We start from the raw sequence: 25,547 nt of genomic DNA, 5'->3' as shown, positions 1-25,547 counted from the left end.
GCGCTATACCGCAGCGGGACGGTGCCAGTTGGCAGGGAGAGAGGCATCCTCCCAGCCGGGCTGCACGTTCAGAACGAAGTCGGTGTCCATTAGGGGACAGGCCGCTTCTTGCAGTGTAATAGAATGACATTCGGTCCGACGCAGTGTGTCCTTCCCGGCTGGATTCGCAGCCGATCGCCCCGGAGCTGTAAACAGCCAAAAAGCCTGGCCGGCGGCCAGGCTTACAAGTCCATAAACAACAAAAAAACCAACTCATTGCAAGAGGGCGAAACGCCATGTTACAATGAAAACTGGTCTGTCAAAACGACAAAAAAGTATGTGTGTATAACATCCTAATAATATAATAGCACACAAAAGCTTACTTGTCAAATGACGGGCCGATATCTGTAAGCAAGGAGCGGTGCTATGACCATCGGCAGAGAAGAACGGGTGCAGGAGCAGCAGCGGCTGAAGGCTGTGCTGGGGGAGATCCGCGGCAGGCTGGAGAAGCTGCAGGAAGAAGCGGGCGGGTTCAAGGAAGATATCGTCGAGATCCGAAAGCACTTCTGGGACGATGTCACGATCAATCTCGACGGGGCGGAAGAAGTGTATGAAACGTTCGCCAGTCTGAAGCAGCAGGCGGAGGTGCTCTCGGAGCGGGAGCGGGGCCACCGGCGCATGCAGGCGCAGGTACGGCTGCTGAGACGTCTGCAGGAGTCGCCTTATTTTGGCCGGATCGACTTTCGCGAAGAGGGCAGGGACGGTACGGCGGAAGCGGTCTATATCGGCACGGGCTCGCTGCTGGACGAAGAAGGGCTCGCTTTCCTGATCTACGACTGGCGGGCGCCCGTCGCCTCCATGTACTACGATCACGGCCCCGGCCCCGCCGCCTATGTGACGCCGGGCGGTGAGATCCGGGGAGAGCTCGAGCGCAAACGGCAGTATATCATCCGGGACGGGCAGCTCCGGGCCGTCTTCGATACGGGCCTCACGATCGGCGATGAGCTGCTGCAGCATGTGCTGGGCGGCGCTTCCGACTCGCGGATGAAGAGCATCGTCGCCACGATCCAGCGGGAGCAGAACCGCATCATCCGCAGCGAACAAAGCCGTCTGCTCCTCGTGGAAGGAGCGGCCGGCAGCGGCAAAACGTCGGCGGCCCTGCAGCGGATCGCCTACCTGCTCTACCGGTACCGCGAATCGCTGCGGGCCGACCAGATTGTGCTTTTCTCCCCGAACGGGATGTTCTCCGCGTACGTGTCGTCGGTGCTGCCCGAGCTCGGGGAAGACAACATGCAGCAGACGACCTTCCAGGAATACCTGGACTACCGGCTTGCGGAGGACTTCCGTGTGGAAGACCCGCTCGATTCCCTGGAGTACGTCTACGGTGAGTCCGAGGGGAAGACGGAAGAACTGCGGTTATCCGGAATTGCCGTGAAGTCGCAAGCCTCCTTCCTGGAGGCCCTTCAGCAGTATACGGACTTCCTCGGCCGCGAGGGGGGCATGAAGTGGCGGCCGCTGACATTCCGCGATACCGTGATCGTGAGCGGGGAGGAGATCGATGCGCGGTTCAGGGCGCTGGACCCGTGCCAGTCGATTGCGGGCCGGCTTGAGCAGATCGCGAAGGAGCTTGTCCGGTCGGCGCAGGCCTACATGCGCAGCCAGCTTTATGCGGACTGGGTGGAGGAAGAGATGCAGACGCTGGATGCGGAAGCCTACTTGAAGGCGTACAGCCGGCTGCAGCAGCGCAAACGGTTCTCGGAGGAGACGTTCGATGATTTTGACCGGGAATATGAAGAGCTTGCGAAGGCTCTGCTGCAGGAATATGTCACGCCGCTCAAAAGGTGGATCCGCAGGCTGAAGTTCCTCGATATACAGGGGATGTACATGGCTCTGCATGCCGATCCGCTCCTCCGCCGTGCCCATCTGGATCCGCTCGCCGGGAATCCGGCGGAGGTTGACGGGTGGTGCGCTTATACGGTCCGACGGCTGGAGAAAGGGGAGCTGCCCTATGAGGATGCGGCCCCGTACCTGATCTTCAAGGAATCGCTGGAGGGCTTCCGTATGAACTTGTCGGTCCGTCATGTGTTCGTGGATGAGGCGCAGGATTACACGCCGCTGCAGTGGGCCTATCTGCGCCGCCTGTTCCCGCGCAGCCGGTGGACGGTGCTCGGTGATCCGCTTCAGGGGATCGGAGCCCACCTCCTGGGCGTGCGGGAGATGAATCACCCCGCTGTGCTGGCGGCCCCTGCCGAAACGGAGCGCATCCGGCTTACCCGGACCTACCGTTCGACCCGGCCGATCGTGGAGTTCACCCGGACGCTGCTTCCGGGCGCGGAGATCGAGCCCTTCGACCGGGAAGGGCCGAAGCCAACCTTGACGGTGACCGGCAGGGAGAGCCTCGCCGAAGAGATCCGGCGGAGAACGGAGAAGGTCCGGGAGGCCGGACACCGGACGATCGCCATCCTGTGCAAGAATGAGCGGGAGAGCCTCGAGGCTTACGAACGGCTCCGCGACGTCATGGAAGTGAAGCGGATTGGTCAGCACGGGGGTTCCTTTGAGCCCGGCGTGCTGGTGCTTCCCGCCTACTTGGCGAAGGGTGTGGAATTCGATGCCGTGCTGATGTATGACGTATCGCAGGAGCGGTATGGCGGGGAACGGGAGCGCAAGCTCCTCTATACGGCCTGCACGCGGGCGATGCATGAGCTTCACTTGTTCAGCTGCGGGGAGCCGAGCCAGCTGCTGCAGGAGGCCCCTTCCGAGACCTATAGGGTACGAAACCCCCTTGACAACCGCCATCAATAAAGTCATAATGACATTATTGATGGTGGCACTTCGAAACTGCCGTGGGTAAGAAGCAGGTGTTACACGGAGAGGAACGCAAAACATTTCCTGGGGAATAATGGGTTTCCCGGGGAGTGCTGAAAGGCGGCTTCGAGCCGGCCGGAACGCTGGCGGAAGGGGATTTTCACCGCTTTCTGGCTGACGCTGGCCGGCCCTGGCTGCCCTTGGGCAGGGAGAGTCACCCGCAAGCTCCATGAAATCGGCCGTGGAGGATAGGAAGCATCAGGAAGGGGAGATGATACGTATGAGAGCACTGATCGTGATTGATTATACGGTGGACTTCGTGACCGGCAAGCTGCCCGTCGGGGAGCCGGCCCTTGCGATCGAGGGGGAGATTGTCCGTCTGACCGAGGAATTTCTCCGGGAGGGGAGCGAAGTCGTGATGGCGGTCGACCTTCACGAGGAGGGGGATCCCTACCACCCCGAGAGCCGTCTGTTCCCGCCGCACAATATCCGCGGGACCGGCGGAAGAGACCTGTACGGGAAGCTGCAGGAGGTCTACGAAGCGAACCGGGAGCGGATCCGCTGGATGGATAAAACCCGGTACAGCGCCTTCTGCGGCACGGATCTGGAGCTGAGGCTGCGGGCGCGCGGCATCACCGAGCTTCACCTGATCGGTGTCTGCACGGACATCTGCGTGCTGCATACCGCTGTGGATGCCTACAATAAAGGCTTCGGCATCACCGTGCACCGGGGAGCGGTCGCGAGCTTCAACCCGGCAGGGCATGAATGGGCGCTGGGTCACTTCGAAGGATCATTGGGAGCCCGGGTCATCTAGACGTCAGGGCAGCCGGCTCCCAGCCGGCGCGCAGCATCCCCCCGAACAGGCGGCTGCTGCAGAGGAAGTACAGAGAGACAGGAGACGAGCAGACACATGGCTTACGACAATTTGACCCTTCATACGGATAAATATCAGATCAACATGATGTACGCCCACTGGTTCCACGGGACACTCAACGACAAGGCTGTCTTCGAGGCTTACTTCCGCAAGCTGCCGTTCGGCAACGGGTATGCGGTGTTCGCCGGTCTGCAGCGGATTGTGGAATATATCAAGGAGCTGCGCTTCGACGAGCCCATGCTCGCTTACCTCGCGGAGCAGGAGGAGAATTACGATCCGGCGTTCCTCGAGGAGCTGCGGAAGCTCCGCTTTACCGGCCATTTGTGGTCTGTCCCCGAAGGGGAGCTGGTGTTCCCGAACGAGCCGCTCATCCGCGTGGAGGCCCGGGTGTTCGAGGCGCAGCTGATCGAGACGGCGCTGCTCAACTTCCTCAACTACCAGACCCTGATCGCAACGAAAGCTTCGCGCATCCGGCAGGTGGCGGGAGACGACATCCTGCTCGAGTTCGGCACGCGCCGTGCCCAGGAGGCGGATGCGGCCGTCTGGGGGGCCAGAGCGGCTTATCTGGCCGGCTTCGACGCCACGTCGAACCTGCGGGCCGGGATGCGCTTCGGCATCCCGACCAAAGGAACGCATGCCCATGCCTGGGTGCAGGGGCACGAGTCCGAGGAGACGGCGTTCGAGCGGTTCGCCGCCGCCCTGCCGGACCAGGTGACGCTGCTCGTCGATACGTACGATACGCTGAGGAGCGGTATCCCCAACGCAATCCGGACGGCGAAGAAGATGGAGAGCCAGGGCAAGCGCATGCAGGGGGTGCGCCTGGACAGCGGGGACCTTACGTACCTGTCGAAGACGGCCCGGCAGATGCTCGACGAAGCGGGGCTGTCTTACGTCAAGATCACGGCTTCGAACGATCTGGACGAGAATATTATTTTCAACCTGAAGGCGCAGGGGGCGGCCATCGATTCGTGGGGGGTGGGCACCCAGCTCATCACCTCGGCGGATCAGCCTTCGCTCGGCGGCGTCTACAAGCTCGTAGCCCGCGAGAGCGGGGGAGAATACGTGCCGGTGATCAAGATCTCGGGCAACCCCGAGAAGGTCACCACACCGGGCCTCAAGGAGACCTACCGGATCGTGAACCGGAAGAGCGGCAAGGCGGAAGCGGATTACATCGCGCTGAAGCATGAGGACGACATGCTCAAAGGGGAGCCGCTGAATCTGTTCGACCCGGTCCATCCTTACCTGTCGAAGACGGTAGAGGACTACGAAGCGCAGCCGCTGCTCAAGGAGATTTTCCGGAACGGGGAGCAGGTGTATACGCTGCCCGGCCATGAGGAGATCCGCGAGTACCACCGTTCGAGGCTCGGTCTGTTCTGGCCCGAGTATATGCGCAAGCTCAATCCCGAGCGCTATCCGATCGACCTCAGCCCGGCGGCATGGGAGCTCAAGATGAATTTGATCAAGCAGCATCAGAAGCAGTAAGGCGAAGCTGTATTATCATATGAATGTAACCAGGCCCGGAGCCGGTTCCAGCAGGAACCCGGCTGCCGGGCTTTTTTTCTCCTCCTGATTTTCTGCTTCAAGGCAACGGACTGGAAGTAGGTCCCAGGTACTGTGCCTTTTTTTACAAATTTCGATAATCTTAATACAGAATTTACAATCGGTTGATCTTCCCCGAATCGTGATGCTTTACTTTTAAAATGTATACATACTGAATTGATTCGTGGAGGGATTATTCATGAAAAAGAACAAGATCGCCAAAGGGATTGCCGTATCCGGACTGCTGCTGTCCATGGTGCCGGCTGGAATATCTACCGCTGCGGACGATGCGGCCAAGACGACGCAGGGCCAGGCGCCGGTGTCCAAGAATCTGATCGTGCTGATCGGCGACGGGATGGGCCCGGCCCAGGTGGCGGCCGCCCGGTATTATTCCAAGACGAAGCTGAACCAGGAGCACCTGAACCTCGACAGCTACTATGTGGGACAAGCCACGACATATGCCGACCGCGGCGAGGACGGGGGTAAGGTCGTTTCCGGCGTCGTAACGGACTCGGCATCCGCCGGGACGGCCTTTGCCACAGGCCACAAGACGTACAACGCGGGCATCTCCGTATCGAATGAGGATGTCTCGCTGCCGTATGCGTCCGTGATCGAGGCGGCCGAGAAGAGCGGCAAGGCGACGGGCCTGGTCACCACCGCCCGCATCACGCATGCCACGCCGGCGGTCTACGCCTCCCATGTGCGCTCCCGGGACAATGAGAACGCGATTGCTTCGCAGTACCTCGACAGCGGCGTGGACGTACTGTTCGGCGGAGGCAAGCAGTTCTTCGTGACGAAGGAGGAGAAGGGCAAGCGCCCCGATAAGAGCCTGCTGCCGGACTTCCAGGCGAAGGGCTACCAGCTGGTCGAGAATGCCGAGGGGCTGCAGTCCCTGACGGCCAAGAACAGCAAGGCGCTGGGCCTGTTCGGCAGCTCCCATGTCGCCTATACGCCGGACCGCGACGCTTCGACTCCGAGCCTCGCGGCCATGACGGGCAAGGCGCTCGAGATTCTCTCGGCGGACGAGAAGGGCTTCGCGATCATGATCGAGGGCGGCCGGATCGACCACGCGTCCCACGCCAACGATTTCCCGTCGACGGTGCAGGAGGTCATGGACTTTGATGCGGCGGTGAAGGTGGCGATGGATTTTGCCAAGAAGGACGGCAATACCTCGGTCGTGATTACGGCCGACCACGAGACGGGCGGTCTCTCTCTATCCCGGGACAACCTGTATGAGCTGAATATCGACCTGTGGGACAAGCAGAAAAAGTCCTCTGAAGCGCTCATTCCGCTGCTGACCAAAGCGACGACCATCGAGGAAATCAAGCAGATTGTAGCGGATAACACGTGGATTACCGACCTGACGGACGAAGAAGCCCAGTTCATCCTCAAAGGGGACGGCTCTTCCTACAAGCAGGAAGGCGCGTACAACAACGTGATCGCGAAGCGCCTCCTCGTCGGCTGGTCCGGTCACGGCCACTCCGCGGTAGACGTAGGGGTATGGGCATACGGTCCGATTGCCGACCAGGTGAAGGGCCAGATCGACAACACGCAGATTGCCAAGGCGAGCGCTTCGGTGATCGGCGTGGACCTGGCGGCAGCGGCAGCGGAGCTGCAGGCGAAGTACCTGTATCCGAAGTTCAAAATCACCCGCGAAGGTACGGTGCTGTATCCGGCGAAGGCGCTGGGCGAGAAGCTTGGCGCGGCCGTGGTCTGGGATGAAGCCTCCCGCAGCGTGAAGCTGACGAAGGGAAGCCAGAGCATGACCGTCAGCGTCGAGACGAACAAGGTGCAGCTGAACGGGCAGGACGCCGCCTATGCCGCCAACGTGGACAACGGTTCGCTGTACCTTCCGCTTGAAGCGTTCAACAGCCTTACCGGCACAAGCATGACTTGGGACTCGCTGTCCGAGCGGCTGGTTCTGAAATAAGACGCTTCAGCAATGGGCGAACAGGACAGGAGAACTGCGGTTCTCCTGTTGCTGTTTTCCAAGATGATCATCATGAAAGGCGGTTGACTTCCTTATGAATCCGATCCATACCGGTGTCATGATCCGAATGGAGCATGTCACCCAAGCGTTCGCCGTGAACGGCCGGCCGCTTCCGATCCTGAAGATCCCGGCCTGGGAGGTGAAGCGCGGGGAACGCCTGGCGATCATAGGTCCGAGCGGCAGCGGGAAGAGCTCCCTGCTTCACCTGCTGAGCGGAATCCAGAAGCCGGACGGCGGCACGATCCAGGTCGACGGGCTGGAGCTCACCGGTCTGCCCGAAGGGGCGAGGGACAAGTTCCGGGCGGAGAAGGTGGGCTATATTTTTCAGGACTTTCATCTCATTCCTTCGCTGACCGCCCAGCAGAATGTCGAGCTGGTGCTGCCCTCCGCCATGCCGAAGCGGGAGAAGCGGACGCGCATCCGGGAGTGGATGGAGGCAGTCGGCATGGCGGACCGTATGGATCACCGGCCGGCACAGCTCTCGAGGGGGGCAGCAGCAGCGTGTGGCGATCGTCCGGGCACTGATCAACCGGCCGCCGCTCCTTCTGGCCGACGAGCCGACAGGGTCGCTCGATTACGAGACGGCGGGAGCCCTGATGGCGCTGCTGCTGGGTCTTTGTGCCCGGGAGGGCAGCACGCTGATTACGGTCACGCATGATCTGCATCTCGCCCGGACGTTCTCCAGGACGGTGCATATCGGCGAGATCAATGCGCTCGTCCGGCCTGCGCAGGAAGCGGCGGCCGCCGGAGAGAAGGAGGGGGTTGCGCTGTGATGACGCTCTTGTGGCGCAATCTATGGCACCGGAAGGGACTGTCCCTGCTGACGGCACTGTCCGTGGCCCTGACCGTGGGGCTGCTCGTCTTTCTGATTCTGGTCAAAGCGGGCATCGAGGAAGGGGCGGCTAAGGGCTACGGCCCGTTCGAGCTGGTCGTTGGAGCCGACGGAAGCGAGACCCAGCTCGTGCTGAACACGTTCTATCACGTGGATGTGCCGACCGGCAACATTCCGTATGAGATATTCGAGGGGCTTGCCAAGGACCCGCAGACGGCCGCCGCCTACGCGATGACGACAGGGGACAACTACAACGGCTATCCGATCGTCGGGATCGAACCGGCGTATTTCCCCGAGCGGTACGGGGACCGCAGGCTCGCGGAAGGAAGGCTCTATGCGGCCTCCGGCGAGGTGGTCCTGGGCGCGCATGCGGCCCGTGAGCTTGGCGTTCATGTCGGCGGCACCTTCAAGGGCGGCCATGGCCTGGTGGAATCCCATGGGGCCGGTGAAGTGGAACATCATGAAGTGGAACATCATGAAGTGGAAGATCATGTAGCGGAAGATCATGAGGCGGAAGATCATGGGGAAGAGGGGCATGAGGAACCGGCGGAAGCGGGTCACGAGGCCGGAAAGGAAGAGGAAGAACATGAAGCGGCAGGGCATGGAGAGCCGGGCGATGCCCATGACTCGTTCGAGTACAAGGTGGTCGGCATTCTTCCCATGCTGAACACCGCGGATGACCGGGCCGTATTCACCACCGTCGATTATGCATGGAAGGTTCACGGGGCGGAGGCGCAGCAGCACCGGGAGGTGACCGCGGTGCTCGTCAAGCCGAAGTCGATCGGCGGCGCACAGGCGCTGAAGCTCGCTTACGACAAGCTGGACAACGTGCAGGCTGTCTATACGAGCAAGGCCGTGGCTGATGTCGTCAATCTCGTCGACCAGGGTACGGCCATGCTGAACGTGGTTTCGGTGCTCTGCGTGCTGCTGGCGGCGATCTCGATTCTGCTGTCGCTGGTGGCCGCAGCGGGAGAGCGGAGCAAGGATGCGGGGCTGCTGCGGCTGATCGGCAAGCCGGCTTCGTTCATCTGGTTCACGCTGCTGGGGGAAGGGCTGCTGATCACGGCGATCGGTCTGGCAGCGGGCCTGGCCATCGGGCATCTGGGCAGCTACTTAGGCGCCACGGCGATGTTTGAGTTCTCCGGCATTCACGTCAACGCGCTGACCGTGGCGGAAGGCGAGGGACTGCTCGCTGCAGGCACACTGCTGGTAGGGGCCGCCGCGTCGATGGGGCCGGCCTTCCGGGTATACCGGGCGGACCCGCTGCAGCTGTTCCGGTCTTAAGAGAGAGGAGAGACTCATGATGAAAAAGCTTACCTATGCGATGCTCTGCGGCTGCCTGCTGCTGACCGCGTGCGGCAAAGTCTCGCCGTCCGGCGGGGCGGCGGAAGCCGGCGGCTCGTTCGCCGATGCGGCGAAGCCGGCAGCGCCGGCGCAGGCTCCAACGCAGGCGCTAACCGCCGCGCCAACCGCCGCGCCAACCGTGCCGGCCCCGGCTGCCGGCGAGTCCGTGCCCGCTGCAGCTGAGCCTGCACCGGCGGCAGAAGCGCCGTCTGCCGCGGCTGCGACAGCGCCGGCACCGGCCGCGCCCGCCGCCGCGCCTGCCGCAGCTGCTGCCGCTGCCGGGGAGCCGCCGCCGGCAGCGGCCAAGGGCGAGCCTGCCGCGCCTGCCGGCCAAGCCGCCGCACCGGCGCCGGCCGCCGGCGAGCTCACGCCGCCGCCCGCCGCGTCCCCGGCTGCCGGCAAGGCCGCTCCGGCACCTGCCGGGGCAGCGCCCGCCGCAGCCCCCGCGCCGGCCAAAACTTCGGGCCCGCCGGTCATCGGCTGGGACGAATTCTTCGACAACGACAAGCAGACGACGCCGTCGAACAAATTCTGGGATCTCAGCGGGAAGACCGTCGAGATCAAAGGGTATATGGGCGAGGTGCTCTCGATGGAGAACCACTGGTTCCTGCTCATCCCCGAGCCGGGAGCCGAGTGTCCGTTCGACAATGGGGATGAAACCTACTGGAACCGGATCATGATCGTGTTCGTGCCGGAGGATGTGAAGCTGCGGTATACCCAGGGTCCGCTGAAGATCACGGGACGGCTGGATGTCGGCATCAAGGTGGACGAATCCGGCTACAAGACGATGTTCCGTCTCTATGACGCCCAGTTTGAGAAAATGAAGGAATAGGAAATATATGGGTATTTAGTCGCAGGGACTGCTTATTTTACTACACCATTTTACAAAAACTCCACATGCCCTTAATTCTACCTTTACATTCCCTGGGTATGATGGACTTGTTGATTCGTTCAATTTAAAAACGAAGATCGGATGGTGCGTTCAGTCATGGAAATGAACAGAAGAACATTCCTTACGTATTTGGGGTCGGGTACCGCCGCATTGGCGGCTGCAGCAGCAGGCCTGGGGTCGCTTACAGAGAGCAAAGCAAGCGCGGCCGCGGCTTCCCATTTGTTCGGCTACAAGAGCAACAAGGTATCCGGCTTCTTCGAGCCGATCGGACACAGCAAGGAAGACCAGCTGCTGCTTCCCAAGGGATTTACATATGATGTGGTCGCGGCTTACGGCGACAAAATCAACGAAGCCGGCGATACCTTCGGCTTTAACAACGACTTCACCGTGTTCTTTCCGATCGAGGGCTCGAACAACCACGGTCTCCTGTGGGTGAACCACGAGTATTCCTCCGACCTGTTCGTACACGGGGCTCCTGCGGGCGCTGACGGCAAATATACGGCTGAGCAGATCAAGAAGTCGCTGTACAATCAGGGCGGCTCGATCATTGAACTGAAACGCGGGGAAGACGGCAAGTGGGCAATGGACACGAAGTCGAAGTATGCCCGCCGCGTAACCGGCCTGACCATGATGAAGCTGGTCGGACAAGCTGCCGGCAGCAATGCGGTGGGCAGTGCGGTTCAGGTGCAGGGTACTTTCGCGAACTGCTCCGGTGGGATGACGCTGTGGAACACGCTGCTGACCTGTGAGGAGAACTTCGAGGAGACAGCCGAATTGGCAGGGCTGAACCCAACGCACTACGGCTGGGTGGTCGAGGTCGATCCATTCGATTCGTCCTTCGAGATCCGCAAGCACACCTCCCTCGGCCGGTTCAACCACGAGAACACGGCGATGGGCCTGAGCAAGGACGGCCGTGTCGTAGTCTACATGGGTGACGACAAGAAGGACGCGTGCGTGTACAAGTTCGTGTCCAAGGAAAAGTATATCCGAGAGATGGGCCGCGCCAATACGAACCTCCTGTACGACGGCACGCTCTATGCGGCGGACATGAAGAAGGGCAAATGGATCGCCCTGACGATCGAAGCGGTGCAGAAGGCGCTGGCCGACGAGAAGTTCAAGGTGCCGAGCCTGATCAAAGCGAAGAAGGAAGATCTGCTCGCCAAATTCCAGACGCAGGCGGACGTAGTGGTGAATACGCATGAGGCGGCCCTGATCCTCGGCGCTACGCCGACGGACCGTCCGGAGGATATCGAGATCTGCCCGTTCGACAACACGTTCTTCGTAGCCCATACGAACAACGACAACCACGGCAACATTCACGGCCATATCACCCGTTTCTTCGAGAAGGACAGCGACCTCGGCGCGCTTGAGTTCGACTTCGAGATCTTCGCGGCCGGCGGGCGCCAAAGCGGCTTCAGCGCACCGGACAACCTGACGTTCGACAGCGCAGGCAACCTGTGGACCGTAACGGATATGTCCTCGAGCTCCATGAACAAAGGCGTGTTCACCTCCTTCGGCAACAACGGCATGTTCGTCATCCCGACGACCGGACCGAACATGGGCCAGGCGATGCAGTTCGCTTCCGCACCGCTTGATGCCGAGCTGACGGGCCCTTGGTTCACGCCGGATGAGACGACCCTGTTCCTCGCCGTGCAGCATCCGGGTGAGAACACGACGGATCTCGCGAAGCCGACGAGCATGTGGCCGCACCGTCCGGGCGACACCATGCCGCGTCCGGCTGTCGTAGCCATCACCGGTTTCCAATTCTAAAGGGATTCCTTCCCAAGCAAAGGAGCTGAACCCCATGCCATTCGGCAATATCGGCATACCCGGTCTCATACTTATTCTGATCATCGCGCTCATCATCTTCGGACCTTCAAAGCTGCCGGAGCTAGGCCGTGCCTTCGGCCGGACGCTCAGCGAGTTCAAGAGCGCCACACGCGGCCTTATCAACGACGAGGACAAGGGGCAGGCCGACAAGCCGCAGGACAAGCCGGTTTCCGGCACGGGCACCGCATCCGCGGTCGAAGTGCAGCCGACACTGGCGGCGGACGGCAAGAAGTAAAAGGGACGTGCGGTCTCCCGCCCGATTGTGATGGAGCGGGGGGCTGCGGTCTGTGTTACGGAGGAGTTGCAGCTTGACAAGTTCCGGGCAAGATACGCATGTTTATACCCATCTGGAGGAGCTGCGCAAGCGGCTCATCATTACCTTCGCTTCCTTCCTGGTGGCCCTCGTGGCGGCCTTCCTGTACGCGAAGCCCATCTACAGCTGGCTCGTAAGCGACATGGACGGCAAGCTGACGGTGCTCGGTCCGACAGACATCCTCTGGGTGTACCTGATGATCTCCGGCGTCTTCGCGCTTGCCGTAACCATCCCGGTAGCGGGACTGCAGGTATGGAAGTTCGTCCGTCCGGCCCTGACGCCGGAGGAGCGAAGAGCGGCGCTCGGCTACATTCCCGCACTGGCGGTTCTGTTCGCCGCAGGCATTGCATTCGGTTATTTCGTGCTCTTCCCGATGGTGCTCTCGTTCCTGAAGGGAATGGCCCAGGGCCAAGTGGAGACGATGTACACGGCGGACAAATATTTCCGCTTCATGCTGAACCTGACGCTGCCTTTCGGGCTTCTGTTCGAGATGCCCGTGGTTGTCATGTTCCTCACGAAAATCGGGATTCTGAATCCGCTGCGTCTCGCCAAAATGCGCAAGATGGCGTACTTTTTGCTCACGGTCATCTCGATTACGATCACGCCCCCCGATTTTATCAGCGACATCCTCGTCATCGTGCCCCTGCTGATTCTCTACGAATTCAGCATCACGCTCTCCAAATGGGTCTACCGCAAACAGCTGGCCGCCGCCCCGGCGGAAGTGCCGCAGTCCTGACCCCCCTCCTGAAGAACGTCTGTCCTCCCCGGCAGGCGTTTTTTGCTGTGTCGGGCTTGCAGGCAAGGACCCGCGATTTGCGGGTAATAACAGGGAGCGGGGGCGCTTTGCCAATCGGGGCCATCCCGTGTAAGATATAGGCTGGATGTACTCTTGCCAACCTAGAAGGAGTGATTGCTGTGGCTTTGGGAGCCCGTGTGCTCAAGACGGGGATCGCGGTCACCCTGTCCCTGTATGTGGCCTTGCTGCTGGGATCGGCCTCGCCGGTCATTGCGGCGGTCGCGGCGATCTTCGCCATGCAGCCGTCGATCTACCGGTCGTGGCGCTATTTTCTGGACCAGCTGCAGACCAACGTGCTCGGAGCGGCGCTGGCGCTGGCGGCCGGACGCTTTTTCTCGAACGAGCCGCTTGCGATCGGGATTGTCTGCATCCTTGTCATTCTTATCTGTCTTCAAATGAAAATGGAAGAAACGATAGGCATCACGCTCGTCACGGTCGTAGCGGTGATGGAGGCGTCGGGGCAGTGGGATTTTGCCCTCAACCGGTTCCTGCTTTCTCTGGTCGGGATCGGCGCGGCGTTCCTCGTCAACATCTTCTTCATTCCGCCGAAGCCGAAGGAGCAGTTCGTCTCGCAGATCCACTCCGTATTCCAGAAGATGTCGCTGCTCCTGCGGACCGTGATCTCCGACGAGATCAAGGAGTCCGTCTTCCGGGAGGAAAAGGCCGCGCTGGGCGGCGCATTGAAGTTGCTCGCAGGCAAATATTCGCTCTTCGAGGAAGAGCAGAAGAAGCTCAAGCGGGCCAAATACAGCCGCTCGCGTCATCTTGTCGTGTATAAGCAGATGCTTCACACGATGGAGAAGGGCGCCGAGGTGCTGGATGTCATCGACGAGCACTACTTCGGGGCCGGCCGTTCGCCGGAGGCCGACGAGATGTTCGACCACCACCTGGAGCGGCTGATCAAGTACCATGAGCATGTCATGCTGAAGTTCGACGACAAGCTGAAGCCGGACAGCCAGGAAGCCGAGAACTTCGAGGAAGAGAACACCCGGTTCATGGACTGGGTGGTGCACCGCTGCAGCCAGGGCCTTGAGGGCTCGGTCCGGCTGTCCGTCGTGGCGGCCGTGATGTACGACTACGGGTACCAGACCGGCCGGCTGAACCGCCTTGTGGAGCAGTTCAAGGGCGGAGCGGACCTGAAGGACCCGCTGGACTTCTCGCTCGAGCGTCTGCGCAGAAATTTTGATAGGAGTTGATTTGTGGATATGTAATTTTGATAAGAGCTGATTTGTGGATATGTAATTTTGATAAGAGCTGATTTGTGGATATGTAATTTGGAGAGTCAAAGCGGCGGAGGCTGGGGTAAACCTCCATAGGAAATGCTGTAGGTACAAGCGGTTTACCGCAGCAGACAGAGGAGGGGGTCCCATGAATTCCGTCAAGCTCAGACGCATCCGTCAGGCGGAGAGGCAGTATCACGAGCAGTACTACAAGAAGGTTCACCTGTATCAAAAAGGCTCCTGGCTCAGCCGGCCGATTCCGCTGGTGATGGAGCTGGCCGAGAAACTGGATGAAAAGCGGAATCAGCCGCAGCCCGTGCGGGTGCTTGATCTTGGCAGCGGCGTCGGACGCAACGCGATTCCGCTGGCGAAGCGGTTCATGCCGTCCGGCGGTTCGGTCCACTGCGTCGACCTGCTCGATTCGGCGCTGCAGAAGCTGAAGGAGTACTGCCGCCGCTACGGCGTCGAGGAGGCGGTGACATGCGAGCAGGCGGACCTCGGAGAGGTGGCCATCGGCAAGGAAGCCTACGATTACATCCTGGCAGCCGGGGCGATGGAGCACTGCGGGTCGGAGGAGGTGCTAAAGCGCACGGTGCGGTCGATGGCCGAAGGCGTGCGCCCGGGCGGGATTCTCTGCATCCTGATGAATACCGACATCGAGGAGTTCGACAAGCGCACGGGAGCGAAGCGCGAGACGATGATCGAGGTCGTGCTGAAGTCGGACGAGGCGCTGAAGCTGCTGCGTGAGGCGGCGGAAGGCTGGGAGGAGCTCCATGCCGAAGTCGAGCCGCTGCATCTCGGGATCAACCGCGGCGACGTGCCGGTGCTGATGAAAGGGCACTGTGTCGCTTTCGGGGCACGCAAGCCGCCGCGCTAGGCAGACCTTCGGCGCGGCAGCCTGTTCCGCTGTATCGGATCAAGAGGCTGTTCGATAGGATTCCCTCTTGTTCCGGGAGCCCTGCGGGTACTTACCGCAGGGCTGTTCGACGTATATCGCTATCGTATATTTCGGATCTCCGACCCCGCCGGAAGCCTTCATCGGGGATCGCTTCCCCTTGGGCACCAGTCCTGTCTTTCGGGCATATGCTGTGACAGAAGGGCCTCTCTGCCGGCTGATCTCCGGCTTGCGCAGGCCGGCCGCCAGAGGGATGAAGGAGGGCTTAGAGATGGATGTGCTGGAAGCGATGAGAGACTTTGGCTGCGAGCAGCTGGCGTTTGCCAGCGATCCGGGCAGCGGACTGCAGGCCGTGATTGCGGTGCACAGCACGAAACGGGGACCGGCCATGGGCGGGTGCCGCCTGTATCCCTATGCATCCGGCACCGACGCGGCCGCGGATGCGCTGCGGCTGGCCAAGGGAATGACCTACAAGTCGGCCATGGCCGGACTGCCGTACGGGGGCGGCAAGGCCGTGATCCTCGGAGACCCGGCCGGGGCCAAGCGGGAGGAGCGGCTGCGGGCCTTCGGCCGGTTCGTGGAGTCGCTCGGCGGCCGTTACATCACAGGCGTGGACCTCGGCACCGAAATCCGCGATATGGACGTGGTCGCGCTCGAGACCCGGCACGTCACCGACCAGACGGGCTCGCTCTGCGCTGCGGGCAGCCTGACGGCCGAGATGACGGCCTATGGCGTCTTCCTCGGCATTCTGGCGTCCGCGAAGGAAGCATACGGCAGCGAGTCGCTGGCCGGCAGGACGGCCGCCGTGCAGGGACTCGGCAAGGTAGGCGCTTCGCTCTGCCGCTATCTGCATGGGGCCGGGGCGTCGCTGACCGTATCCGATCCGGACGGGGGCAAGGCCCGTCAGGCGACGGCAGCCTATGGGGCAGCCGTTGTGGCTCCGGATGCGATCTATGACGCACCGTGCGACATCTTCGCGCCCTGCGCGCTCGGCGGGATTCTGAACGACGCGACCCTGCCCAGGCTGCGCTGCCGGATTGTCGCTGGAGCCGCGAACAATCAGCTGGATCGTCCCGGGCACGGCGAGCGGCTGGAGCAGCTCGGGATCCTGTATGCGCCGGACTACGTCATCAACGCGGGGGGAGTCATCACCACGGCGGTGGACCTGGAAGGCGGTACGGCGAAGGACGCGGCCCAGCGGGTGCAGGAGATCTACGGCACCCTGCGCCAGGTGTTCTACGAAGCCGATCTGTACCGCACCTGCACCGCCAAGGCGGCGGACAGGAGAGTGGAGCGGCTGCTGGCGGGGCCCTGAAGGATTTCGGGGCCGGCCGGCTCCTGCGCTCTAACAGCGGCTGTGATCGCTCCGGCGTACCGGCAGCATCTCGTGCCATCGCTTAACGGTTGTGCGGCGGGCTGCGTCACTTTTTCGGGAACGGGGGTAAGTAGAAGCAAATCACCGAAGGAGGGACAAGCCATGAACCATTTGTCCGAAGCGCAGAAGAAGCGGCTGAAAGAGATGCTGCTCGAAGAGAAGAAGGAGCTGACAAAGCACTTTGAGATCAACGACGAGACGGCGGCGGGCCTCGAAGAATCGCTTCGTGACTCGACGGGGGAGCTGTCCGCGGCGGATAACCATCCCGGAGACCTCGGGACGGAGGTATTCGAGCGCGGCAGGGATATCGCCGTGAATGAGACGCTGGACGGCCAGCTGGAGCAGGTCGGGAAGGCGCTCGCCCGGATGGAAGAGGGTACATACGGCACCTGCGAGGTGTGCGGGGAGGGCATCCCGTTCGAGCGGCTGGAGGCGCTGCCTTTCTCGGCCGTCTGTATCGAGCATGCCGACGCCGGAAGCGATCCGGACCGCAGACCGGTGGAGGAAGAGGTTATGACGCGGCCGCCGGCTGGAGCGGGCGAAGGGCGGCAGGCGGCTTCCGGCCGCTTCGACGATGCGGATGCGTGGGAGAGCGTCGAGAGCTACGGCAATTCGGATTCGCCGGCGATGGCGGCCGCCCGGGACGTCTCCTCCTACGACCAGCTGTCCTCTGACAAACTCGACGGGCGAGGGCATGTAGAGGAGATCGAGAAATTCACGGGCAGCGGCATCGACGGCAAGGACCGGCATGTGCAGAAGGCTGCGCCGTACAAAGAATACGTCGATAAGGACGAGGCGAAGCCGCTGCTTGAGGACCGGGAGCTCCGGCGCCGCTGAAGTCTTCCGGCCGCCGCTTGTGCAGGGCCCAGGGCGAAGGGAATAAGGCGGTGAACCGTACAAAGATAAATTCCACGCAGCTCCGGTGAGACAGTGAGCATAAAAACGGCGGCTGGGAAGGCAGGACCCCGGGCTTCAGCGCCGGGGTCTTTTGGCTGCCCGCTCATTCAAAGGCCCCGGCGGCCCAGGGAGTGCGGCTGATTGTACAGGAGAAGACTCCCTTGACTCTAAACCTTCGCGGGGGTTCAAACTAAGCGGGCATCTATGTTATGATGGACGGAATGAACTCTTGTCCTGGAGGTACTTCATGGAACCATCAAAAGGGAAGAAGAGCCGTCCCAAGATTGCAGAGCTCGACATCGTTCGGGCGTTTGCCATTTTGGCGGTGGTTCTGATCCATGCCACGGCGGATGCAACCGCCCGTGCAGGCGAATCGCATCTGGCTCTGGCTGAGGGAAGCCTGACACAGATGGCGTTCGTCGCCATCAACCGGATGAGCCTGTTCGCCGTGCCCCTGTTTATTTTCATCTCGGGTGTCGTGCTGTTCTACCGTTATTATGACACCTGGAGCCTGAAGCAGGCGGCGGGCTTCTACCGCAAGCGGATCGTTTCGTCCATTATTCCTTACGTGCTGTGGTCTTTTATTTATTATGTGTTCAATCAGTGGCTTTTTACGCGCAGCGTGGTGATCGAGTGGATCCCGTTCCTCAAGATGCTGCAGTGGGCGGACGTCGGGTATCATTTGTACTTCATGATCATTATCATCCAGTTTTATCTGCTCTTCCCCCTGATGATGACTGCCGTCAAAGCCTCGGGCATCCTGGAGAAGCTCATGGTGCCGATCGGCTTCGGCATTCAGGCCGGTTTCTACGCGTACAACCACTACGTGGCTCCGCTGGACCACCGCCCGTCTCTGGCTGTAACGTACATCGGAGTATTCATGCTGGGCGGGTATATCGGCATCCATTATTCGGCCTTCATGCAGTGGATGCGGCGCGGCGCCGTTCTCATCGTTCCGGCCGCGGTTCTGGGTGGACTGGCTCTGGGAGCCTTGTTCCTCAATGACCGATACGGTGTCGGCGGCTTCAGTCACACCTGGTTCGAAGCGACCCAGAACGCGTATGCGATGCTTCTCGGCATGGCGCTGACCTGGGTCGGGGCCGTCGTCACGCCGAAGCTGCCCGGGGTTCATAGAGCACTGCTTGTTCTCGGAGCGGCTTCCTTCGGCATCTACCTGGCCCACCCGGCTCTGCTCAGCTTGTACCGGGTCGGGATCCAGCCGACCGGCGGCATGCTCTCCTACGACCTGTACATGCTGATCGGGTTCCTGTGGCCGCTTCTCGGCTCCTTGTTCCTCGCCATTGCCTACGGCTGGGTCAGCCGCAGCCTGCGGGGCCGCAGGCCTGCCGCCGTTCCGCCGGGGGTTCCGGCCAAGGGAACGGCTGCCAACTGATTTGCTGCTCCGGACGGATGGTATTTTACATGGATTGGAAATAAAATAGAGATAGAGCCGGCCTGTGATCTGCGGATGACAGGCCGTTCTTATGTGCAGGCGGAAATTACGGTTAGGGAAAGAGCGACGGGCGTGTGTACACTCGTTTGATCTTGGCGGCGAAAGCGGCGGCTGTCCTGTAACCGGTCTTGGTTCCATCCTTGCGTCTCTTAAAGAAAACGGATACAAAAAGTTTCAAAGTTTCTCCATAATAAGGTATACTGTGGAGGACGGGTTTGCGGCGCATGCTGGGCCGTGACGCCTTAACACAAACGACTGATATCATAAAAAAATACGTACTACACGTGGCTGGGAGAGGGACTACACTATGAGTCAATATGGGGATATCGGCACCATGGGACGGCAGTATCTGCAGGCGGAATCCTACGGAGCCGCGGCATTCTGCTTTTATCGGGCCCTGCTCGATGACAAAAACAACAACAATGCCTGGAACGGCATTATTTTATCGCTCAGCTTAATGCGCAAGGAAGGCGACTCCCAGACGATGCTGGCACGCTTTGCGCTTAACCCGCAGCTGAACTTCGACCGCGATATGATCACCTTCGCGATGATGCTCTTCCAGCATAACCCGCTGGCCATGTCGCAGTGGCTCCGCGGCATTATCCAGATGAACGGGATCTCCGAGACCGACCAGGCCAATCTGGGCGAGCTTGCCGCCGACCTGGAGCGGGCCTATGCCGGCCTTGTGGCCGAGCATGGCGAGGAGACGCTGAAGGAGCAGGGCATGGTGGAGCTGAAGGATTACGCGCTGCGCCGCATCGAGCTGGACTGGCTGCTTGAGGAGTCGATCGACAACATCTTCGGCCACCTCGGCCAGTGGCTGGAGGACCCGGAGATGGTGCTGCCGGCGGTCCGCCTGCTGTGCATGCTGCCTGATCCGCGCAGCGAGAAGATGCTTCGCCGCGTCTGCCGCAATGATGCGGTCGACGCCAAGGTGCGTACACACGGCCTGCTGGCGCTGCGCTGGCTTGGCGTCCGCGGCAACGCGAAGCTGCAGAAGTTCGGCGAGTCGTTCGTGATCAACCTCGACGAACCGGATCCGGAGCTGACGGTCTCGGTGCCGACCGCCTTCCGTCCGGCCCTCGACCGCATCAAGCTGTGGGTGGCCAAGGAGCAGGGGCTGATCTCCGCCGAGACGTATGAGCAGCATGCGTCGACGGATGAAGTGCAGCTTCCCGAGGAAGTGGCGGCCAAGCTGAACGAAGCCGACGTGCCGACCGTGCTGCAGGAAGTGTCGCATATGCTGATCCGTGCCGCTTATGACAGGGTATATCCATATGTGCCTCATGTCGAAGCGACGCGCAACTGGGCGGCGGCGCTGCTGCGCCTCATGCGCGAATATTCCGTCGGCATGGGCCAGGGCTGGCCTTACGGCGACCCGGAGAACAATGAAGACGTCGAGCGCCACCGCCAGTGGCTGCTGACCGGCTCGCCGGATTTCTATGAGGTGCTGCAGGCCCGCGGCGCGCAGCAGCCTCAGGCCTAATGCCTTCGGCTCGCGGCCGCTGGGCCTACGCGGGGATCACGCTTCTCGTGATGGCGTTGGGCCTTGCTTCGCGGGTGTTCGGGGACCGGCTGCCCGCGTTCGCCGCCGCCCATCTCGGCGATGCGTTGTGGGCGGCCATGATCTACTTCGGCTGCCGCTGCCTGTTCCTGCCACGGGGCGCGCGCTTCGCGGCAGGCCTCAGCCTGCTGCTGAGCTTCGGCATCGAAGCCAGCCAGCTGTACCGCAGCCCGTGGATTGATGCGCTGCGGGCCACCACGCCGGGCGCCCTTGTGCTGGGCCATGGCTTCCTGTGGATCGATCTGGCCAGATATGCTGCCGGCATTGCTGCAGCTTACGGGCTGGACCCATGGCGTCTTTGCAGGTGAACCGTCTATCGAAAGACGCCCGGACCCCGGGCGTCTTTCTTGTTCCTGTGAAGCGATCGCGATAGGCCCCGCCGTTCCCGGTCCCGGCCACCTGCCGCTCCCACCGAATCCCGCCGTGGCTCCGGTTCAAGCCGGGACCGGAGGGGTAATGAGTTCCAAGCCTGGCAGGTTAGCAGGCAGGAGGTGGCACGTATGGATTATATGTACATTTTCATCAAACTGGGTACCGGATTTATCGGCCTATGGTTAATTACCAAGCTCCTCGGGAAGAAAGAGATCTCGCAGCTTACGCCCTTCGACTTCGTTTCTTCCCTGATGCTCAGCGAGCTCGTGGGGGCCAGCATATATGACCGGGAGGTCCACTTTCCCGAGCTCGTCTTCGCCCTCGTGCTCTGGGCCGTACTGTCGCTCGGCTTCGAGAAGGTGCTTCAGCTCTTCCCCTGGCTGAACCCAAAGCTCAGCGGACGGCCGGATGTGCTCGTGCGGGACGGCCGGGTGGACCCCGAAGCGATGCGGCGCAACAAGCTGGACTGGCACCAGGTCACGATGCTGCTGAGGGAGCAGAGCATCTTCTCGCTTCGCGAGGTGGCGTTCGCCGTATTCGAGCCCAACGGGAACCTCAGCGTGCTTAAGAAATCGCCTGCGGAGTCGGTGGTGAGGGAGGACCTCGACCTGCCGGACAAGAAGGTGGAGCTTCCCGTCCTGCTCATTGATAAGGGTTGTCTCGATGAGGACCAGCTGAAGAGCATCGGCCGGGACCGGAGCTGGCTGGAGGAAGAGCTGCGGAAGCAGGGTGCGAAGCGGCTGGAGGATATCTATTACGGCGAATGGACGGAGAGCGGGGGCCTGTACATCCAGCACGGCTCTTAGGATAAGCGTTCGTCTTTACGCGAAGAAGCCGGACGGATCCGGGGGGAATCCGTCCGGCTTGGCCTGCATTGCGAGGCATGAAGCCAAGGGGAAAAGGAAACAACAAGAAGACGGCAGGGCCGATCCCTCAACTGGAAAGGGGCAGGGCGCATGACCGCCTTCTTGAAAGAGCTTTGGAAGCAGATCGAAACCGATGACGCGCTCGGCTTATCCGCGCAGTGCGCTTACTATTTTCTCCTGTCGATGTTTCCGTTCCTGCTCTTCGTGGTCAGTCTTCTCGGCTTTCTGCCGGTGACCTCGCAGGATGTGCTGGCGATGATCAAGGAATATATCCCGAGCGGGGTGGCGGCGGGCATGGAGACCCAGCTGCGCGAGGTGCTGGATACGAAGCGCGGCGGAACGCTATCGTTCGGTCTGATCTTCTCGCTCGTCACCGCCAGTGCAGCGATGGATGCCATCGTGCTGGCCGTCAACAAGGCCTACGGGCTCTCCCCGCGCAAAAGCTTCATCCGCTCCCGGCTGCTGGCCATGGCGCTGACGCTGGCGATGCTGATCGTCGTGTTCTCGGCACTGCTGCTCAGCGTCTTCGGTCCGGTGATCGGCAGCTGGCTGACGGTGCATTCGGTCATTCCCCTCGGGCAGATCGAGCTGTGGAGCGGGCTGCGGTGGGTGGTCAATTTTGCGGTGCTGGGGCTGGTGTTCACGGGGATTTATTACGTGGCGCCCAATACGTGCTTGAGCTGCAAGGATGTGATTCCCGGGGCGCTCATCGCTTCGGCCGGATGGCAGCTCACGTCCCTGGGGTTCTCTTATTATGTAGGCCGCTGGGCGAATTACAGCTCCACTTACGGATCCCTTGGAGGAGTTATTGTGCTGATGACCTGGTTTTATTTATCTGCCTTCATTATTATCATAGGAGGAGAAATCAACGCGATGGCGTATCTCTTCAAAAAGCGGGAGAAGCTGAAACCGGGCAGAGCCTAGGCTTCGTCGCCCTTATGTTCGTCCGTGTCGTGAGAAGCATGCGGCACCTCACCGAACTCCTCATGGAACCGTTCCATGTCGATGCCAAGCTGCTGGGCGACAATGCGGAGATTGAGTGCGATCATGATGGGTATGCCTCCTTCCTCTACTAGACCGTGCAAGTCTATGGTTTTGTTATGATTCTGTAATTACGAGAATAGCATTCGAACCGGTGCGGGGTTATGGGGGGGCATCCCCCAAAAAAGAAGGGGAAACATCGATGAAAAGGCGGTGGCTGTGGTGTTCATGAAGCCGGAAGGCACCTCCGCGGGGGCAAGGATCAGGGAAGCCGGCGGGCGTGCGCTGATCATCGGCGGGGGCATCGGCGGCCTGTCGGCGGCCATTGCCCTGCAGGCGGCCGGATGGGACGCGGCCGTCTATGAACGCGGCCCTTCACTGGCGGGGGCGGGAGCAGGGATCGTGCTGGCGGCCAATGCGATGAAGCTGCTGGACCGGTTCGGTGCAGGGGCCGAGGTGCGGGCCCGGGGAGCCGCCGTCCGGCAGGCGGAGATCCGCTCCTGGCAGGGCCGGCTGATCACGCGGCTGCCGGTCAGGGAGCAGGCGCTGCGCTACGGCACGGAAGCCTGGCTGATCCACCGCGCGGCTCTGCAGGAAGCGCTTCACCGGCTGCCTGCAGCCGGGCACGGTCCGGTTCGGCCGGCGGCTCGAGAGGTGGGAGCAGGACGCCGAGGGCGTTCGGGCGTACTTCGAAGGCGGAGAAACGGCCGAGGGGCGGGTGCTGATCGGGGCGGACGGCATACGCTCGCAGGTGGCCTCCCAGCTGCCGGGCGGACTGCCCCTGCTGCGCTACGGCGGGTTCACCGCGCTGCGAGGGATTGCAAGGTATGAGCATCCGCAGTACACCCGTGAGCTCGGCGGAGGCTTCGAGGCCTGGGGGCCGGGGCTGCGCTTCGGCTTCTCCCAGATCGGGGAGGGGCAGGTCTTCTGGTTCGCGGCCTTGAATGCGCCACCAGGCACGGTGCCGGCTCAGGGAAACCGCAAGCAGGCGGCACGGTCCCGGCTTGCGGGCTGGTACGAACCGGTCCGCGGAGTGGTGGAGGCCACCGGGGAAGAGGCGATCCTTGCCCATGACCTGTTCGACCGCGCGCCCCTCCGGAGCTGGAGCGACGGACGCGTGACCCTGCTCGGCGATGCGGCTCATCCGATGCTTCCGAATCTCGGCCAGGGCGGGGCGCAGGCAATGGAGGACGCCGCGGTGCTGGCCGGGGTGCTGGACCCGGACGACATCCCCGCCTCGCTGAGGCGCTATGAGAGGCTTCGGATTCCCCGCACGTCCCGTGTCGTTCGGGGCTCCCGGCGGATGGCGCGGCTGATGCAGCTCCAGCATCCGCTGGCGGCTGCCTCACGCAACGCCCTGCTCGGCCTGCTGCCGTCAGCGGTGCAGCTGCGGCAGCTTGACTGGCTGCTGGGCCACGAGGTGCCGAGCGGGGACGAAGCTTTGTAACTTTTTGAAGAATAAGTGTAAATTTCTGTTAAGGAAACAGCTTCCAAGGGTAAGAAGAAGAGAGGGCTCCCGCCTAGGGGGAAGCCTTCCCAGACACTTATTCCAGTCAGGAGGCGGAACTCATGCAAAGCACGATGCAGAGTAAGACGCAGAGCACGAATATCACCTTCGGCAACAATTCGATTCTTGTCCGGTTGATCGGCACAGACCGCGGGCGAATTCCTTCGCTCCTTTCGGCACTCCGGCATAATAAATTAACCTGGTCTTCCCTGCGGAAGCCGCCTGTGCGCATCGACCTGTACGATGAGGAAGCGATGCTGTTTACCCCGGATGGGGATAAATACCGTCTTCCCATTTTCTAAGTCTTCCCCGGGATGGGGGCCGCCTAATGCGGCCCTTTTTTTGTCATCTTCCTTAAAAGGACGGCGAAGCCGGTGATCTTGGCTGCCCGGCGGCAGGGCAAATTGTCTCAGCCGCTGTTTAGGCAGGGGCCCGGGGGTGGTAGTAAGAGGTAGGGAAACGGGGGCCTGCAGCCGGCCGGATCAGAAACACAGCGGCGGCGCCGGGTCCAATCCGGAAGAGAGGGGATAGACGATGATTCAGATATTCGATGACCATAAAGGGGACGAGTTCTTTGATATCGGCGAGATGATCTCCGTCAGCACCTACCACCTGGATGCGGAAGAGCGGGTGCCGGGGCTGAAGGGAAGGGCGGTGGACTGGGACCACTGGTACAAATCGTGGGCCGCGATGGCCAGCGGGGAATCGTACCTGATCCCGACCCACCTGAAGATCATTGCCGTGGACGGGCGGACGGCCGTCATCCCCTGGGACCGGCTCCGGGATGCGATGTTCGTCTATGAGACGCCTGAGGACGGCACGCTCGAGACGATTCATTTTGTCGTACCGGGAGAGGATGAGCGCATGAACCTGCCGAATGTCATGCAGCTCAACATGATCTACAACATGGAGCTCTCCGGGGAGCCGGAATACGGGCGGGTGGATGAGGCGAATACCGCAAATCCGCTGTTCTCCGAGGCGAAGGGCGGCATGGCGAAGTAGCGCCGCCGTCCGGTTTTCTCCTGTGATAGTCCTCCCGGGGGGAGCGGTATACTATAGACCGACCCGAAAGGAGGACGAGCGCGATGACCAAACAAAATCTCACCGGCAGCACCGAGGAGTGGATTGAGAAGGTCCACGATACGCAGGCGAAGGATGAGAAGCACCGGAGAACCCACGGGGACAACCATCCGGCCAAAAAGCTGCCGAACAAGCGCCACTAG

25 protein-coding genes and 2 pseudogenes are annotated in these 25,547 nt (G+C 61.5%); 26 read left to right on the top strand and 1 reads right to left on the bottom strand.

Annotated elements, in window-relative coordinates:
• The first annotated feature begins 405 nt into the window (after positions 1-405).
• From helD to PM3016_RS24520, 21 genes and pseudogenes are all read left to right on the top strand, one after another.
• Positions 406-2,781, top strand: a complete 2,376-nt coding sequence (helD, locus tag PM3016_RS24610) for an RNA polymerase recycling motor HelD (RefSeq protein WP_014371364.1) — start codon at positions 406-408, stop codon at positions 2,779-2,781.
• Positions 2,782-3,064: 283 nt separating this feature from the next.
• Positions 3,065-3,598 carry a cysteine hydrolase family protein gene (locus PM3016_RS24605; RefSeq protein WP_014371363.1) on the top strand — a complete coding sequence of 178 codons (534 nt, stop codon included), beginning with the start codon at positions 3,065-3,067 and terminating at the stop codon, positions 3,596-3,598.
• A gap of 96 nt (positions 3,599-3,694) precedes the next feature.
• A complete protein-coding gene (locus PM3016_RS24600) occupies positions 3,695-5,140 on the top strand; it encodes a nicotinate phosphoribosyltransferase (RefSeq protein WP_014371362.1) in 1,446 nt (481 codons plus the stop codon).
• A 256-nt stretch (positions 5,141-5,396) separates the two neighbouring features.
• Positions 5,397-7,127, top strand: a complete 1,731-nt coding sequence (locus PM3016_RS24595) for an alkaline phosphatase (RefSeq protein ID WP_014371361.1) — start codon at positions 5,397-5,399, stop codon at positions 7,125-7,127.
• 94 nt (positions 7,128-7,221) lie between these two features.
• Positions 7,222-7,620: pseudogene (locus tag PM3016_RS24590) on the top strand (ATP-binding cassette domain-containing protein); the annotation flags it as partial.
• Positions 7,553-7,720 (top strand): annotated as a pseudogene (locus PM3016_RS40915) (hypothetical protein); the annotation flags it as partial. The pseudogenes PM3016_RS24590 and PM3016_RS40915, both read left to right, overlap by 68 nt.
• Before the next feature lie 63 nt (positions 7,721-7,783).
• Complete coding sequence (locus PM3016_RS40220) at positions 7,784-7,960, top strand: hypothetical protein (RefSeq protein ID WP_238540661.1); 177 nt, start codon at positions 7,784-7,786, stop codon at positions 7,958-7,960.
• Entirely contained in the window at positions 7,960-9,303 is a 1,344-nt protein-coding gene (locus PM3016_RS24585; RefSeq protein WP_041619240.1) for an ABC transporter permease, read from the top strand. The genes PM3016_RS40220 and PM3016_RS24585 overlap by 1 nt, the downstream gene beginning before the upstream one ends.
• Before the next feature lie 16 nt (positions 9,304-9,319).
• Positions 9,320-10,195: a hypothetical protein gene (locus tag PM3016_RS24580; protein WP_014371359.1), complete on the top strand. Its 876-nt coding sequence runs from the start codon at positions 9,320-9,322 to the stop codon at positions 10,193-10,195.
• A gap of 156 nt (positions 10,196-10,351) precedes the next feature.
• The gene (locus PM3016_RS24575) at positions 10,352-12,025 is read left to right on the top strand and encodes a PhoX family protein (protein WP_014371358.1); all 1,674 of its coding nucleotides are present in this window, start codon (positions 10,352-10,354) and stop codon (positions 12,023-12,025) included.
• 34 nt (positions 12,026-12,059) lie between these two features.
• A complete protein-coding gene (gene tatA / locus PM3016_RS24570) occupies positions 12,060-12,320 on the top strand; it encodes a twin-arginine translocase TatA/TatE family subunit (RefSeq protein WP_013919344.1) in 261 nt (86 codons plus the stop codon).
• 73 nt (positions 12,321-12,393) lie between these two features.
• Entirely contained in the window at positions 12,394-13,134 is a 741-nt protein-coding gene (tatC, locus tag PM3016_RS24565) for a twin-arginine translocase subunit TatC (protein ID WP_013919343.1), read from the top strand.
• Positions 13,135-13,313: 179 nt separating this feature from the next.
• A complete protein-coding gene (locus tag PM3016_RS24560; protein WP_014371357.1) occupies positions 13,314-14,390 on the top strand; it encodes an FUSC family protein in 1,077 nt (358 codons plus the stop codon).
• 172 nt (positions 14,391-14,562) lie between these two features.
• Positions 14,563-15,291 carry a class I SAM-dependent methyltransferase gene (locus tag PM3016_RS24555; protein ID WP_014371356.1) on the top strand — a complete coding sequence of 243 codons (729 nt, stop codon included), beginning with the start codon at positions 14,563-14,565 and terminating at the stop codon, positions 15,289-15,291.
• A gap of 289 nt (positions 15,292-15,580) precedes the next feature.
• Positions 15,581-16,624 (top strand): Leu/Phe/Val dehydrogenase, encoded by a 1,044-nt coding sequence (locus PM3016_RS24550; RefSeq protein ID WP_014371355.1) that lies wholly within the window; start codon positions 15,581-15,583, stop codon positions 16,622-16,624.
• Between the two features lie 162 nt (positions 16,625-16,786).
• Positions 16,787-17,521, top strand: a complete 735-nt coding sequence (locus PM3016_RS24545) for a TraR/DksA C4-type zinc finger protein (protein ID WP_013919339.1) — start codon at positions 16,787-16,789, stop codon at positions 17,519-17,521.
• Between the two features lie 307 nt (positions 17,522-17,828).
• Complete coding sequence (locus PM3016_RS24540; protein WP_013919338.1) at positions 17,829-18,974, top strand: acyltransferase; 1,146 nt, start codon at positions 17,829-17,831, stop codon at positions 18,972-18,974.
• Positions 18,975-19,341: 367 nt separating this feature from the next.
• Positions 19,342-20,520: a hypothetical protein gene (locus tag PM3016_RS24535; protein ID WP_013919337.1), complete on the top strand. Its 1,179-nt coding sequence runs from the start codon at positions 19,342-19,344 to the stop codon at positions 20,518-20,520.
• Complete coding sequence (locus tag PM3016_RS24530; RefSeq protein ID WP_013919336.1) at positions 20,520-20,906, top strand: ribosomal maturation YjgA family protein; 387 nt, start codon at positions 20,520-20,522, stop codon at positions 20,904-20,906. Before PM3016_RS24535 ends, PM3016_RS24530 begins: the two co-directional genes overlap by 1 nt.
• Positions 20,907-21,098: 192 nt before the next feature.
• Positions 21,099-21,776 (top strand): DUF421 domain-containing protein, encoded by a 678-nt coding sequence (locus tag PM3016_RS24525; protein ID WP_013919335.1) that lies wholly within the window; start codon positions 21,099-21,101, stop codon positions 21,774-21,776.
• Between the two features lie 150 nt (positions 21,777-21,926).
• The gene (locus tag PM3016_RS24520) at positions 21,927-22,760 is read left to right on the top strand and encodes a YihY/virulence factor BrkB family protein (protein WP_013919334.1); all 834 of its coding nucleotides are present in this window, start codon (positions 21,927-21,929) and stop codon (positions 22,758-22,760) included.
• Here the strand turns inward: PM3016_RS24520 and PM3016_RS40910 are convergent.
• Positions 22,757-22,885 carry a hypothetical protein gene (locus tag PM3016_RS40910; protein ID WP_013919333.1) on the bottom strand — a complete coding sequence of 43 codons (129 nt, stop codon included), beginning with the start codon at positions 22,883-22,885 and terminating at the stop codon, positions 22,757-22,759. The genes PM3016_RS24520 and PM3016_RS40910 overlap by 4 nt on opposite strands.
• A 160-nt stretch (positions 22,886-23,045) precedes the next feature.
• Here PM3016_RS40910 and PM3016_RS40215 point away from each other — a divergent pair, with 160 nt between their 5' ends.
• The 5 genes from PM3016_RS40215 to PM3016_RS37570 all read left to right on the top strand — a co-directional run bounded on the left by PM3016_RS40215 (position 23,046) and on the right by PM3016_RS37570 (position 25,547).
• Complete coding sequence (locus PM3016_RS40215) at positions 23,046-23,648, top strand: FAD-dependent oxidoreductase (RefSeq protein ID WP_238540636.1); 603 nt, start codon at positions 23,046-23,048, stop codon at positions 23,646-23,648.
• Positions 23,536-24,264, top strand: coding sequence for an FAD-dependent monooxygenase (locus tag PM3016_RS40210; protein ID WP_014371354.1), 729 nt, complete (start codon positions 23,536-23,538; stop codon positions 24,262-24,264). The genes PM3016_RS40215 and PM3016_RS40210 overlap by 113 nt, the downstream gene beginning before the upstream one ends.
• Positions 24,265-24,386: 122 nt before the next feature.
• The gene (locus PM3016_RS24510) at positions 24,387-24,626 is read left to right on the top strand and encodes a hypothetical protein (RefSeq protein WP_013919331.1); all 240 of its coding nucleotides are present in this window, start codon (positions 24,387-24,389) and stop codon (positions 24,624-24,626) included.
• 232 nt (positions 24,627-24,858) lie between these two features.
• A complete protein-coding gene (locus PM3016_RS24505) occupies positions 24,859-25,326 on the top strand; it encodes a hypothetical protein (RefSeq protein ID WP_014371353.1) in 468 nt (155 codons plus the stop codon).
• A gap of 83 nt (positions 25,327-25,409) precedes the next feature.
• The gene (locus tag PM3016_RS37570) at positions 25,410-25,547 is read left to right on the top strand and encodes a DUF4023 domain-containing protein (RefSeq protein ID WP_013919329.1); all 138 of its coding nucleotides are present in this window, start codon (positions 25,410-25,412) and stop codon (positions 25,545-25,547) included.

The organism is Paenibacillus mucilaginosus 3016, from assembly GCF_000250655.1.
GTDB lineage: Bacteria > Bacillota > Bacilli > Paenibacillales > NBRC-103111 > Paenibacillus_G > Paenibacillus_G mucilaginosus.
The sequence above is the reverse complement of the archived record's forward strand: the minus strand, read 5'-3'. Positions and strand labels throughout refer to the sequence as shown.